This is a genomic window from Pectobacterium parmentieri (genome assembly GCF_001742145.1).
Classification (GTDB): domain Bacteria; phylum Pseudomonadota; class Gammaproteobacteria; order Enterobacterales; family Enterobacteriaceae; genus Pectobacterium; species Pectobacterium parmentieri.
Genome location: NZ_CP015749.1, coordinates 4,346,909 through 4,360,844, shown reverse-complemented (window position 1 = coordinate 4,360,844; position 13,936 = coordinate 4,346,909). Strand labels below are relative to the sequence as shown.

The 13,936-nt window shown below is 44.5% G+C and carries 17 protein-coding genes; 14 read left to right on the top strand and 3 right to left on the bottom strand.

All coding sequences use genetic code 11. From position 1 onward, the window contains the following. Window positions 1–9: 9 nt before the first annotated feature. From A8F97_RS19775 to ppc, 13 genes are all read left to right on the top strand, one after another. Window positions 10–399 carry a hypothetical protein gene (locus tag A8F97_RS19775; protein ID WP_025919703.1) on the top strand — a complete coding sequence of 130 codons (390 nt, stop codon included), beginning with the start codon at window positions 10–12 and terminating at the stop codon, window positions 397–399. Window positions 400–613: 214 nt separating this feature from the next. After that, window positions 614–961 (top strand): hypothetical protein, encoded by a 348-nt coding sequence (locus A8F97_RS19770; RefSeq protein WP_033072528.1) that lies wholly within the window; start codon window positions 614–616, stop codon window positions 959–961. A 351-nt stretch (window positions 962–1,312) separates the two neighbouring features. After that, the gene (locus A8F97_RS19765; RefSeq protein ID WP_025919704.1) at window positions 1,313–1,579 is read left to right on the top strand and encodes a hypothetical protein; all 267 of its coding nucleotides are present in this window, start codon (window positions 1,313–1,315) and stop codon (window positions 1,577–1,579) included. 180 nt (window positions 1,580–1,759) lie between these two features. Further along, window positions 1,760–2,050 (top strand): barstar family protein, encoded by a 291-nt coding sequence (locus A8F97_RS19760; protein ID WP_014701918.1) that lies wholly within the window; start codon window positions 1,760–1,762, stop codon window positions 2,048–2,050. Window positions 2,051–2,267: 217 nt separating this feature from the next. Further along, window positions 2,268–2,936: a hypothetical protein gene (locus A8F97_RS19755; RefSeq protein WP_033072485.1), complete on the top strand. Its 669-nt coding sequence runs from the start codon at window positions 2,268–2,270 to the stop codon at window positions 2,934–2,936. Window positions 2,937–2,966: 30 nt separating this feature from the next. Beyond that, window positions 2,967–3,176, top strand: a complete 210-nt coding sequence (locus A8F97_RS19750) for a DUF2283 domain-containing protein (RefSeq protein WP_033072484.1) — start codon at window positions 2,967–2,969, stop codon at window positions 3,174–3,176. A 28-nt stretch (window positions 3,177–3,204) separates the two neighbouring features. Next, window positions 3,205–3,468 carry an immunity protein TriTu family protein gene (locus tag A8F97_RS25265; RefSeq protein ID WP_033072483.1) on the top strand — a complete coding sequence of 88 codons (264 nt, stop codon included), beginning with the start codon at window positions 3,205–3,207 and terminating at the stop codon, window positions 3,466–3,468. Between the two features lie 281 nt (window positions 3,469–3,749). Next, window positions 3,750–4,217, top strand: a complete 468-nt coding sequence (locus A8F97_RS19740) for a hypothetical protein (RefSeq protein WP_014701922.1) — start codon at window positions 3,750–3,752, stop codon at window positions 4,215–4,217. Beyond that, entirely contained in the window at window positions 4,210–4,584 is a 375-nt protein-coding gene (locus A8F97_RS19735; RefSeq protein ID WP_014701923.1) for a hypothetical protein, read from the top strand. The genes A8F97_RS19740 and A8F97_RS19735 overlap by 8 nt, the downstream gene beginning before the upstream one ends. A gap of 251 nt (window positions 4,585–4,835) precedes the next feature. Further along, entirely contained in the window at window positions 4,836–5,294 is a 459-nt protein-coding gene (locus tag A8F97_RS19730) for a hypothetical protein (protein ID WP_033072482.1), read from the top strand. A gap of 130 nt (window positions 5,295–5,424) precedes the next feature. Then, window positions 5,425–5,661 carry a hypothetical protein gene (locus A8F97_RS19725; protein ID WP_033072481.1) on the top strand — a complete coding sequence of 79 codons (237 nt, stop codon included), beginning with the start codon at window positions 5,425–5,427 and terminating at the stop codon, window positions 5,659–5,661. 55 nt (window positions 5,662–5,716) lie between these two features. Continuing rightward, entirely contained in the window at window positions 5,717–6,253 is a 537-nt protein-coding gene (locus A8F97_RS19720; RefSeq protein WP_033072480.1) for a hypothetical protein, read from the top strand. 346 nt (window positions 6,254–6,599) lie between these two features. Next, window positions 6,600–9,239: a phosphoenolpyruvate carboxylase gene (gene ppc / locus A8F97_RS19715; RefSeq protein WP_014701927.1), complete on the top strand. Its 2,640-nt coding sequence runs from the start codon at window positions 6,600–6,602 to the stop codon at window positions 9,237–9,239. Window positions 9,240–9,311: 72 nt separating this feature from the next. On the opposite strand, the gene A8F97_RS19710 is transcribed toward ppc, so the two are convergent. Then, window positions 9,312–10,094, bottom strand: a complete 783-nt coding sequence (locus A8F97_RS19710) for a tyrosine-protein phosphatase (RefSeq protein WP_014701928.1) — start codon at window positions 10,092–10,094, stop codon at window positions 9,312–9,314. Window positions 10,095–10,243: 149 nt separating this feature from the next. Beyond that, on the bottom strand, window positions 10,244–11,014 hold the full coding sequence (gene udp / locus A8F97_RS19705) for a uridine phosphorylase (RefSeq protein ID WP_025919707.1): 771 nt from the start codon (window positions 11,012–11,014) through the stop codon (window positions 10,244–10,246). 325 nt (window positions 11,015–11,339) lie between these two features. Here udp and A8F97_RS19700 point away from each other — a divergent pair, with 325 nt between their 5' ends. Then, on the top strand, window positions 11,340–12,167 hold the full coding sequence (locus tag A8F97_RS19700) for a dienelactone hydrolase family protein (RefSeq protein ID WP_014701930.1): 828 nt from the start codon (window positions 11,340–11,342) through the stop codon (window positions 12,165–12,167). 89 nt (window positions 12,168–12,256) lie between these two features. Here A8F97_RS19700 and A8F97_RS19695 read toward each other — a convergent pair whose 3' ends face one another. After that, the gene (locus tag A8F97_RS19695; RefSeq protein ID WP_033072479.1) at window positions 12,257–13,921 is read right to left on the bottom strand and encodes a methyl-accepting chemotaxis protein; all 1,665 of its coding nucleotides are present in this window, start codon (window positions 13,919–13,921) and stop codon (window positions 12,257–12,259) included. Between the last annotated feature and the right edge of the window lie 15 nt (window positions 13,922–13,936).

Sequence of the window (13,936 nt, the reverse complement as noted above, 5' to 3'; positions counted from 1 at the left end):
GAGCTTTAAATGGACATTGAGGATTTTGATTTTTATGAAGATGATGAAGGTATCTCAGTAAATATTGTCTTTGATATTTTTAATGAGAATAAGATTAAAGTGATTTATCTAGAATCAGATTCCAGTGATGAAAAAATGGTAAGCGACATTAACTTCATACTGAAAAATCAGAATGAATTTTTAAAACTATCAGAAGAAAAGATAGCTTCATATGTTTATAGCGTTTACAAAAACAAGGATGTGTCGTTTAAATTGATGAAGGTTTACATTTCCCCTGACATTGAAAATGAGTTTGGCTTTTTATTTAGATGGAGTGGCGATACGGAACACGGAATAGGTATTAAATTCTCAGGTCTATCAGTTAAAAAAATAGGAAGTTCAGAGATAGCATTTTTATAAAAAAAATCCTAAAACGATCGCAACACCCCGTCAGATTTTTTATTTTATGCAACCAGCATATTCCCCCGTTCTGCCGGAATGGTGATGTTACCCAGTATTAGCGACTGGCGAGTTAATCAGCTTTGCGTCAGTCGATCGCCCGTCGGTGTCAGTTCCTCGTTATCCCCCCACATAAGGAACAGGGAAATGATCCAAAAACAAGGTGATGAATAGAATGAAAAAGGACGAGCAATTCGTTGACGGAATATTCAAAGAAATATTTAATGATAATTTACCGCACTATGAAAAAACGATAAATGAAAATAAGACCAATGGTAACGATGCATATAGAAAAATAAGTATAACGTTGTCATCCCTTGATGAAGAAGAAAAAAAATCCGTGTTTGATTTTTTTAAAATAGTATCTATAGATACGGCGTCTCTAATATTGGGGGCTATTGATGGCACTCATTTCCCTCCCGGCATTGATAATGATTTCAAACTTATTTCGGATGAAGATGAGATACAGGGTGATTTACAGGATATATTTTTAGGCGCAGTGGAAGATAAAGGAATATTTTAATATAGTCACCAGAAGCAACCGAGACGATCCTTCCGACTATTTTGCTTTTAGTTGTCTCTAGATCCGATAGGTTTACACGGCGGTATTAGACCTAAAATTTACGTTCACAGCCTATTGAAGTGAATTGAGCCGCTGGGATTGTAAAATAAATCGGGCTACAATTAATGATCCTAATTTTCTGAAAAACTCAAAAATATACTCACAGATAGAAAAATTGATATTATTTAGGTTTTATGTTTCTAAAGGAGCCTGGGTGAGTAGGGAAATGGCAGAAACGCCAGAAGCTGGATATCAATATTTTGCTTCAAACTTACGCCAACCATAGATAATAAAAACCATGAGGGTTAATTGGTGAAAATACCTAATGAATTAACTATATCTCTTGAAAACTTGATAATTGAATTAAGTAATAATGGGCAAAGTGAAAATGCCAGTTTTTTTATCGATAAACTAGTGAAATTAAAAGATATTAATTTATCACTTAAAAATAAGATAATAATAATGGAAGAACTGTCGCGGTGCAGAGCAATAGCTCAATATGCTAATTTTTCTTATTATGAAGAAAGTATTCTGGGTGATGTTATTAACATGATCAATTCTCAATTGAAAGCGTTATGAGATTATATTCTAAACAATTAAATCTTCAGGGAAAATATACTGATGGGTAGCCTATCGCGAAGAACCCCCCCTATCCCACCACAGCGTTATCTACGCGATGCGGCAAGCGAGGAAGTGTACAGCGAGTAGCATTATCAGGGACAACAGTACACCACAGAAATAAATGCAAAGGTTAATAACATGAAATTTATTACTCTAGATGGTGAGAAACAAAAAACGCCAACTGATGTTTATGATTACTTTTCGAAGAAGTTTGACTTTGGCCCCTACTTTGGAAGAAATTCAGATGCTTTATATGATTTTATGGTCCCCATAGATCATGAAGATAAGCCCTTAATAGTAGAATGGCGGAATAGCTCTATTTTTAAGAAAAATCACCCAGATGAATTTGTAAGATTGTTGTCGGCCTTTAATAGAATAGATGAATTCTCTGGATTTAAAGAGGATGTTTTTAAATTTAATCTGTATTAATAACTCACTAATTAGGCGACAAGTTTACGAGAATAATCCGCCCACTCAGATTGACAGGCTCTGACCTGGCGAACAGGACCTGCGAGACTGTTGTACGGTGCAGAAACAAGACGTTACTACAACCGACATCGTTACGATGATGTGAAAATCGGGCAATATAGTAACGATGTAAGAAGAAATAGAGACGAAAAGTAGACCCAATGAGGTATAACGTATCATGATATTAAAAGATATATACCTTTATCCAGATGTTTTGGATTACGGAGAAGAATTAACATATCCGTTCAAAGAGTTAACTAGGTCATTATGTAATTATCTTGGCAGAAGTATAAAACAAGCCAAATATGACACTACTGGATTTAATAGAGTCTGTTTTATTGGTAGAAAAAATCCGATTGGTGAATCATACGTTAATTCAAGTAATGTCCTTGGTGTTGAGATATTCATTGATGAAAATGAATATCTCCATACATTAAAGAGTGAATTAAATAAATATTTCGCTAAGCTTGTCATTAATGGGTTAGATAAGGTCGATGGTCGATACTCTTTGCCCAAAGATCTTATAGTTAATGCAATCGATGAATTTGAAAATTCGGGATTTATAAATGAATGGGTTTTTAAGCGAAAGAAATTAAAAGGTTGTAAATTTACGGGTTTGCTTAAATGTCGATTAACTTTAGATAATTTCTTCCTGGATTTCCAAATTATTAATAAAGATAAGGTTGTCTATGAAGAAAACGTCGTAACGGATCATCCCAATGATTTTGTTTTTTATTACCACCTTAATAAATTCAATATCACTGATGATTATGTTGTCGAGGTTGTAAATAAATCTGATAATGTAATATATTCAAATCGCCTGGCTAACGTCTTAGAGTTATTATAAACAAGCATAAAATTAACTGTAGAACATGACATGAAAAAAAATAAAATTAATTTAGAAGTCAATGGTGATGGTGATATGGCTTACCTCGTTCTACCAAATCACCCGGGAAAGGGAAAGGCCGGAGTAGCTGTTAGGCATGTTGCTTTGCGAACAATAATAGAAAATTATCAGGGTCCAGAAATATATTTAGATTTTGATAGTGATGGGTATATGATCGGAATGGAATTTTTATTGGATTAAAAAACATAAACGAAAGAAAGAGAGGAAAATGTTAAATGAAATAAATGGCTGGATCCTATCTAACAGTACCCACCAAGTTGAAATTAACAGAAATGAGTACACGAGTAGTTTGGTTGTTGATTTCGAAGGTGAAAATAAGATCGCCAAATTTACGGTATGGGATGATAAGTCATGTATGTTGGAGATCATACTTATTGACACGGAGAAATACATTATAAATGAAAGAGCGGAATTTTCTGACATAGCCGAAATAATAAAGTTATTCAAGAAGTTCAATGATCTCCTAAGATAGATCCTTCCATAGAAAAGAATCGAGTTTCGGTTACATTAAAGCTATATGGTTTGAGTATGCAATAAGAAAAGATAGAATCATCCTTATGTTTATTTACTAATGGATTTCATTTTGAACGGATTTAATTTTTCATGCAAAAAACCCAGGTTATCCGTGATAATGTCACTGTGAAAATAATAAAAAAAATAACACTATCCAACATCTTGGTAATTATGCAATGCATTTAAACGCATTGATATTATTTAACAGTCAGAAACTGTACGACTTAGAGGTGTTAATACATGATAACAAAATCTGGATTTTTAATTGACTGCCCTAATAAAAGTCATTTACATACTGAACTAGTGAAGTTGATAGGGTGGGCTGACATTGATTTTAATATATTACAGTATAATTATTTTTCCATTGATGAGTATAATGATTACATCGATAAAAATAACTTTAAAACAGATGAAAATCTTCGGTGGGTTGAATTACTAAAAAAAATTGATTTCTTATATGAGGTTGATTTCGTTACGTCATTACGTTCTGTTGAGAGTAGCTATCTTCCTGCTCTAACCAACCTGGTATCTCAGATTTTGTCACAACGTTTACGTTGTAATGTGGTAAGCAGTTTTAAACCCTTAAGCAGCGATGAGGATTTCCCTATTACTCATTTTTCAAATGGTAAGGAAATTACTGATTTCTCGTCTTTTAAGACAGATTGTTGGAATAATGTTCTTTGGGTAAAGTCATTCAATAATGATTAAGTTAACTAAAACAGAACTACGTAATTTGTCTCTCTCTGATTATTCTGTTTCAAGCATGACGTTATCAGAGGATCGCAAAACTATTGTTTTACATACTGATGGTGCTACTCTTTTTTCTATGAGGGCGGTGAAAGATATTTTTAGATATTGCGAGTTGATAATAGTATCAACTAATGAGATAAAAATCAGCCGATATTATCATGAAGAAGAAAAATGGGTGAATAACATCGTTGGAGAGATATTAAAGGATGTCTGTGAGCTGTTGATTGATGATGATATTTTTTTACGCGGATTTGGTTTAACTACAGGTATGTGGTTGGAAGTTAAAATTTCAAATCCAACAGAGGTTACTGCAATATTAAATTAACTGCTTAATTAAATCGAAAGGAATATAACCATTTCCCCGAGAAAAACGCCAATGATGGTAGCAAGTCTACTTTTTAAAATCAAAAACAACCATGTGATTATGTACTAATGGATAGCAATGCGGTCAAAATTTTTATGGTTTATGGATGAAAATCGGGTTACTTATATGGCTTATAAAACAGGTCAAAATCAAGGCTACATAGCTACACAGATAATTACAGGTGTGCAACAAGGTGCTAATTAGAGATTGAAATGATGAAACTCAAGGAAGCATTAGGCGTTTATTGGAACAGTATGATTGGTGATGTTAATGGACAAACTTTTTATTCATATTCTAATGATGTGAATTATTTTCCGCCAGAATTCCCTTCAACTATTTGGCATGATGTGGAATTAAAATCTCAAAGAATAACTGGTGATGACTGGGTTGTATGGTTATGGGATGTTAAATTCAACGCTCATCCGCATGACTGGCTTGATAAAACAGAGAAAACATTATTATATTTTATTGAAAATTTATCGGTAGTGAGTTGGTGTGGGTTAGACGGTTGTTTTTCAGAACCGCCGGGGTTGTTTGATCCGAATGAAATGTCCGAAGGGATATACGCAGCAATCGGTAGTGATAAAATTTTTATTTGTCATACTGATTTCGATGGTGAGTATAAAAATCTAGAAAGAGAAGATCTAATAAAATTAAAAGAAATGTTGTGATTTATTCCATTGATTAGCCACTACACATGTTTTCGGTCTTAATAATGATCCTGCCCCACTCTACCGCAACGGCCACCGATATCGTTACTATAATGCAGGGGATCTGATAGCGTAAAGGTCTGAAGCCAATATGAATATAGATAGTGCAATGGCTCTATTAGCTGACATCATAACTGATTCAGAACACAATAATCGAGATCAAGGTATTGAATTTTATCAATCCGCCATGCGCGTATTGATAAGTGAAAATGTAAAAAAATCTGAACTGAAGAGTTTACATAGCAATTTTTGTGGATATTTAGCTTATGGGGAATTTGACAACGCTGAATATCAAAAAATATTGAAGTTAATTGACTTCCTGGAGTGATATTGCATTCTTTTAGAATATCTTTATTATAAAAATCTTAAAAAGCGAGGTTGTCATGCTACTGGAGTTAACGGAAATAGAATCTAAGCTGCATGAAAAATTTTCTATTTTCGAAGGAGATATGGATGATCTCACGATGAAAAAAGGCGGTTTTTCTATTGATGAAGTTGGTACATTAGAAAAACGGTTAAATATTACGTTACATGATAAATTTAAAAAATTCGTCTTAAATTACAATCTAAATAATTTTTCCCTAGGTAGCTTTATGTTTGGGAATGGCGGTAGCTATCTTGATAAACTTTTCGAATTAAATAGTAAAAATGATTTAATTCAGTGGTGGGGGAAAGGTGAACGCCCTAAAAATTTACTTATTGTTACCTATAATGATCCCTATTCTGTTTTATTGGAAGTAGATTCAGGTCGTATTTATGCGATTACAGATGAATCCGACTTAAATAATATTAAACCCATCTCTTTTGATTTTTGCTTTTTCTTTAGAGGTGTCGGAACCTCATTTTTAAATAAAATAGACTCTACTGATGTAGAAAAATTAGTCGGAAGTGAAGACAAATTTTTTTGGTCTTGCTTATAAATAAAAATCGGAAGGGCCATAAGATTGCCTCTGGTTTTTTGTTTACGTCAGCCTCAGCTCATTGCGGTACAGAGACAAACACTGCCAGCCCCTCAGGCGACCAAAGGCTGTCAACACCGGCGCTACACGCGAAGGATGGCGAGTGTATAAGTTCACCTAATATCCGCGCCGCTGTAATTAAATTTCACAAATTGCCAAGTCCGCATCAATGCAAGTACAAAGAATAGGGAGAAGAAAGAATCGTCAATTGACGAACACGCCTTATCGTGGCTAGATGGAGGCAGTGCGTAAAAATATGTCAAGTGAAATAAACTTACAAAAATGGTAGGGGTGGGTCAGGGTAACTATGAACGAACAATATTCCGCAATGCGCAGTAACGTCAGTATGCTCGGCAAACTACTCGGCGATACTATCAAGGAAGCACTGGGTGAAAACATCCTTGATAAAGTCGAAACAATCCGCAAGTTGTCAAAGTCATCCCGTGCAGGTAATGAAAAACATCGTCAGGAACTGCTGACTACACTGCAAAACCTGTCTAACGATGAGCTGTTGCCCGTTGCCCGCGCATTCAGCCAGTTCCTTAACCTGACCAATACCGCTGAGCAATATCATACGATTTCACCACACGGCGAAGCAGCGAGTAACCCGGCACAGCTTTCCAATGCCTTTGAGCGTCTAAAAGAAAATAAAGATCTGACCGAACGCGATATCCGCGACGCGGTAGAATCGTTGTCGATCGAGCTGGTCCTGACCGCACACCCGACCGAGATCACCCGCCGGACGCTGATCCACAAACTGGTAGAAGTGAACACCTGCCTCAAGCAGCTCGACCACAACGATTTGGCTGATTATGAGCGCAATCAGATCATGCGTCGTCTGCGCCAGTTAATCGCACAGTCCTGGCATACCGATGAAATCCGCAAAATTCGCCCGACTCCGGTAGATGAAGCCAAATGGGGTTTCGCCGTAGTGGAAAACAGTCTGTGGGAAGGCGTACCCGCCTTTTTACGTGAGCTGGATGAGCAGTTGGAACAGGCTTTCGGCTACCGTCTGCCGGTTGACGCCGTACCGGTACGCTTTACCTCGTGGATGGGTGGCGACCGCGACGGTAACCCGAATGTCACGGCAGAAGTCACTCGTCATGTGCTGTTGCTCAGCCGCTGGAAAGCCGCCGACCTGTTCCTGCGTGATATTCAGGTACTGGTTTCTGAGCTATCGATGTCCGAATGTACACCGGAGCTGTTGGAGTTGGCCGGTGGCAACGAGGTACAAGAACCGTACCGCGCGATCATGAAGTCACTGCGTTCGCAGTTGAGCAGCACGCTGAGCTATCTGGAAGCACGTCTGACGGGTGAAGAACGCCTGCCCCCTAAAGATTTGCTGATTACCAACGAGCAACTGTGGGAACCCCTGTACGCCTGCTATCAGTCTCTGAAAACCTGCGGTATGGGCATCATCGCCGACGGTCGTCTGCTGGATACGCTGCGTCGCGTGCGCTGCTTCGGTGTACCGCTGGTACGCATTGATGTCCGTCAGGAAAGCACCCGCCACACCGACGCGCTGGCCGAAATTACCCGTTATCTGGGTCTGGGCGATTATGAAAGCTGGTCAGAATCCGATAAGCAAGCCTTCCTGATCCGCGAACTCAGCTCCAAGCGCCCGCTGCTGCCGCGCTACTGGGAACCGAGTGCAGATACCAAAGAAGTGCTGGATACCTGCCGGGTGATCGCGAAAGCGCCACAGGGTTCTATTGCCGCTTACGTTATTTCAATGGCGCGCACGCCTTCCGACGTGCTGGCCGTTCAACTGCTGCTCAAAGAAGCTGGTTGCCCGTTTGCTCTGCCTGTCGCACCGCTGTTTGAAACGCTGGATGACCTGAACAACGCTGACGATGTCATGACGCAGTTGCTGAGCATTGACTGGTATCGCGGCTTTATTCAGGGCAAGCAGATGGTCATGATCGGTTATTCCGACTCTGCGAAAGACGCAGGCGTGATGGCTGCCTCCTGGGCGCAGTATCGTGCGCAAGATGCGCTGATCAAAACCTGTGAGAAAGCCGGCATCGCACTAACGCTGTTCCACGGACGCGGGGGTTCCATCGGTCGCGGTGGCGCACCGGCTCACGCCGCGCTGTTGTCACAACCGCCGGGCAGCCTGAAAGGTGGCCTGCGCGTAACAGAACAGGGCGAGATGATCCGCTTTAAATACGGCCTGCCGGAAGTCACCATCAGCAGCCTGGCGCTGTATACCGGTGCGATCCTGGAGGCGAACCTGCTGCCACCGCCGGAGCCAAAACAAGAATGGCATCAGGTAATGGACGAACTGTCACGCGTGTCCTGCGATATGTACCGTGGCTACGTGCGCGAAAACCCTGATTTCGTTCCGTACTTCCGCGCCGCTACGCCGGAGCTGGAGCTGGGTAAACTGCCGCTGGGCTCGCGTCCGGCCAAACGTCGTCCGAACGGCGGCGTAGAAAGCCTGCGCGCGATCCCGTGGATTTTCGCCTGGACGCAGAACCGCCTGATGCTGCCAGCCTGGCTGGGTGCAGGTGCCGCATTACAGAAAGTGGTAGATGACGGCAAGCAGGGACAGTTAGAAGAAATGTGTCGCAACTGGCCGTTCTTCTCAACGCGTATCGGCATGCTGGAGATGGTATTCGCCAAAGCCGACCTATGGCTGGCGGAGTATTACGATCAGCGTCTGGTAGAAGAGAAGCTATGGCCGTTAGGGAAGCAACTGCGCGATCAGTTGGCCGCCGATATCAGCATTGTGCTGGCGATCTCCAACGACGATCACCTGATGGCAGACCTGCCGTGGATCGCCGAGTCCATCGCACTGCGTAACGTCTACACCGACCCGCTGAACGTGTTGCAAGCAGAGCTACTGCATCGCTCACGCCAACAGGAACAACCGGATGCCGATCTGGAGCTGGCGCTGATGGTCACCATCGCCGGTGTCGCAGCAGGCATGCGTAATACGGGCTAATCACCCCGGCAGTAAAAGCTATACAGAAGCAAAAATAAAGGCCGGTCAGTTGACCGGCCTAAAACACAGACCCTACGCCAAATACTTATCCTGCAAATAATTCCTCGCACGATTATCCAGACCGTATTCCACTTCAAGCCAGCTATCGATCGAACCATGTCGTTCATAGATCGCCTGCAACGCCGTCACGATGAACTCTTCCTGCACGGAGAGCACATAAGAGAACTGCCCCAGCGCTTTCTCATTCAGCGTTTCCGATAAATGCGCCAGCAACTGCTGACGGAATGGCGTCAGCGTGGTATCCGTGAGCAGGTAATCTTCCATCACGGTCTGTTCATCAGCTCCCAGTGCAAACATCACCAACGCCGAACCGATACCGGTACGATCTTTTCCCACGGCGCAGTGCTGTACCAGCCCACCCTCATCCGGTCGTAATAGCAGCGACACCAATTGCTTATAGGCAGAATTATTGAAGGGCAAACGGCGGTAGAGCTCTAACATAAACGCGCGGGAATCAAAGGCCGCCAACACATCAGACCCCAACGAATCCAGATTGGCCGTCACTTCGTGGCGTAAAGGATTGGCCGGATAAGCGTGATAATTAGCCCCAGTCCACAGTACATCGGGCTTCTGCGCAATTTCATCGGCATCCCGATAATCCACCACGTGAGAAATCGGCACGCCAGTAAGGTGTTCACAATCAGCAGGACTCAGCAAATCCAGCGAACCGGAGCGAAAAAGTTTACCGTGTCGGATAAGCCGCCCGTCAGCAGCACGGTTACCACCTAAATCACGGAAGTTGATTCCGCCGTCCAGCGGTAATAAAGAGGGATGAAGCAACGTTGGTTCGGTCATACATCTCCTTGCGAGGTTGAAAGGCGAGCAAGGCAACCGTATTACACACGCAGAGTGCGTCGCAGGTTAACCCAATAAACCAGAACAAGTTATTAGGATAAAGGCTGGCCTCTGCGATGACCAGCCCAAAATATCATCACTTTTTGCGCTTATTCAGCGGCTAACAAGCGACGTGTCGCATCCAGCAATACCTTGATAACAGTGGTTTCGGCCAGCTTCATCGTTGCCGCATCTGGGATTTCTTGTTGGGTACGGTTCACGATCACGCCCGCGATCATGCCGGCTTTTAGTCCCTGGCTGGCGCACATGGTCAGCAGCGTGGCAGATTCCATTTCATAGTTCAGCACGCCCATGCTCTGCCACTCTTCCATCGAGCCGCGGAAGCGACGCACCACGCGTCCAGAGAACGTGTCATAACGTTCCTGGCCGGGATAGAACGTATCGGAAGACGCCGTAATGCCCACGTGCAACGCGATACCAGATGCCTTCGCCGCATCCACCAGCGCGGTAGTACAGCCGAAATCAGCCACGGCTGGGAACTCCATTGGCGCGAAGTGCAAACTCGCGCCGTCAAGACGGACAGCGGCGGTAGTGACCAGAACATCACCGACATTGATACCGGGCTGAATCGCCCCTGTCGTACCGACACGCAGGAAAGTGCGAATACCGAGCTGCGCCAGTTCTTCTACCACGATTGACGTTGACGGCCCACCGATACCTGTCGAGCAGACAATGATTGCCTTGCCGTCCAACTCTGCACGCCAGGAGGTAAATTCACGGTGTGATGCCAGATGTACCGGGTTATCCATCAGGCGAGCAATTTTTTCGACACGCTCAGGATCGCCGGGCACGATAGCCAGCGTCGCGCCCTGTAAATCGTTCTTGACCAGACCAAGATGGAACACATCAGATGTAGACATAACTGCCTCCCGGGCAATCAATTGGGTATTCGAGAAATCGCGCCGAATGCCTCACCGAAGCTGCTTGTCGCAGTCTGTAAGCATCCGTCTAATAAAAGACTTTAGCGCATCATTACGTTTTTTTAAGTGATGCCAGTCACCTATAAAAAAGAAACAATATTCAAAATACATAAAAAATGTGACACAAATCACTTTTTATTGAGTGCGGAATTCATTTTTGCCGATTAATTGTCTTCTAGTGTAGATTCTTTAATCATTGATAGTATTTATCATGACATCCCTCTTTCACATGAAACCCGGCAGGCCGGTAACAGGAGAGCGCGTAATGAAGACCGATGAACAGACGACCTTCAAACATCTTCCTCAAGGGTTATCCCCGGCAGCAGAACCTCAGGGCTTCTCCATCATTACCACGGATTCTGTCGGTATCGTTGCCAGTGAAACCACCATCCCTTCTCAGGGTGAGCAGCTACCCGCCTATATCGCCAGGCCAGCGAACCATGATGGACCACTCCCTATCGTTCTGGTGGTGCAGGAAATTTTCGGCGTTCATCAACACATTCAGGATGTTTGCCGCAGGCTGGCTAAACAGGGCTATATGGCCATCGCCCCAGAGTTGTATTTCCGTCAGGGCGACCCCAGCCACTATAACGACATTCAGCAAATCCTGACCGAGCTGGTGCATAAGGTTCCCGATTCACAGGTGCTGTCCGATCTCGATCACACCGCCAACTGGGCGATTAAACAGGGCGGCGATGCCAGCAAGCTGGCGATCACGGGATTCTGTTGGGGCGGGCGTATCACCTGGCTCTACGCCGCGCACAACCCGCAACTCAAAGCGGCCGTCGCGTGGTACGGCAAATTTACCGGTGAGAAAACGCTGAACAGCCCCAAACATCCCGTCGATATTGCAACGGAATTGGAAGCGCCCGTGTTGGGGTTATACGGAGCGAAAGACGAGAGTATTCCGCTGGAAAAAGTGGATATCATGCGACAGGCGCTACGCGCTGCGAACGCGACGGCAGAAATCATCGTCTACCCCGATGCCGGGCATGCTTTCCATGCCGATTATCGCCCCAGCTATCATGAAGAATCCGCACGTGACGGTTGGCAACGGATGCTGGCATGGTTCCAGAAAAACGGTGTAGCGTAGCGCCGTCACTCGTTCGCGTTCTTATCCACGATCTAAAACGCCACCGAAAAACGGTGGCGTTTGTGTTTCAGCGTCTTACACAGTCAGCCTTAGAACGTAGTCCAGTCACCATTGTTGCCCTGATCTTTTGCAGGCGTCGCAGGTGCTAAAGACAGCGTTGGGGTACGTGTTGGGGACGATGCATAAGAAGCGGCTTTGCCGTTGCCATATGACAGCAGTTTAAACGCGCTCACCGCTTCCGCCAGCACGGAAGCCTGTGCTTGCAGAGAAAGTGCCGCAGAGGCAGATTCTTCAACCAGAGCCGCATTCTGCTGGGTCGTGGTATCAATTTGCCCAACCGCCAAATTCATCTGGTTAATCCCGTCGCTCTGCTCACGACTGGCCTGCGAGATTTCACTGATGATTTCATTCACATCCCGGACATAGCCGGTTAATCCGCCCATGGTTTCTTCAGCAGTATCCACCAGCGACATGCCTTCCTGAATTTTGTTCACAGAATCGTCGATCAAATCCTTGATCTCACGCGCGGCCGTCGCACTGCGCTGTGCCAGAGAACGTACTTCGCCTGCCACCACCGCAAAGCCACGTCCTTGCTCACCCGCACGCGCCGCTTCAACCGCCGCGTTCAGTGCCAGAATATTGGTCTGGAAGGCAATGCCGTCGATCACACCAATAATCTCGGCCATACGCTGGGATGAATCGCGAATACCGCGCATTTTCTGCGTCACGGACACCATGACATCACCGCTTTGCTTGGCAGCACCAGAGGCTTTATTCGCAATATCTGTCGCCTGTTGGGTGTTTTCCGCCGTATTTTTAATGGTGGAGGTCAGTTGTTCCATTGAGGCCGCCGTTTCTTCCAGTGAGCTGGCCTGCTCTTCGGTGCGCGATGACAGATCCTGATTACCTGCGGCAATCTGTGAAGCCGCCGTCGAGATCGTTTCCGCTCCGTCACGTACCTGCCCGACAATCGTGCTCAGGCTGGTGTTCATGTGATCCAACGATTGCAGCAGCAATCCCGTTTCATCTTTGCTGGTAACAGTGATACGTGAGGTCAGGTCGCCCTGCGCTACTCTGTCTGCTACTTGCAAAGCCTGCTGTATCGGCCGGGTTACGCTGCGCGTGATCGACCAGGCAATTAATGCACCAAATACGGCACCCAGAGCCAAAATAAGCAGCAGAATAATACGGGTCTCGCTGTATACCTCAGCCATGGCTTCAATAGAGGTATCCATCGCATCATCCTGGTAGTTCACTAATTGCTTCACCGCATCGCGGTATTGGCGTTGAACCACGTTCAGGTTGTTGTTGAACTCCTCGATCGCCGCTTCCCGATTGCCCGCTACCACGTCGCTAATGATTTTATCGCCAGACTTCAGAAACTCAGTACGAATCGCGCGAATCGCGCGTAGCTGGGTGACCGAACGTTCTTCAACGGTTTGACTTTCTAGCTTTTCCAGTAGACGACCAATTTCCTGGCGGAATTCATTCACGCGAGTAACGTTTGTCTGGATCTGTTCCTCACCCGAAACCAGCATCAGCCGCTGGTACGCCACCAGAATACTCGTGACATTGTCGATGAGATTATTAGCATCCATCGTTTGTGGATAGACGTCTTTGACAATGCCTCTGGCACCGTCCTGAAAGCCGGACAACTTAGACAGGGAAAAAATACTTACGGCAAACAACATCAGTATCAGGATGGAAAATCCAGCCCCCAATCGATAACCAATACGCCAGTTTGCTAAATTCATGTCTCACTCCTTTTA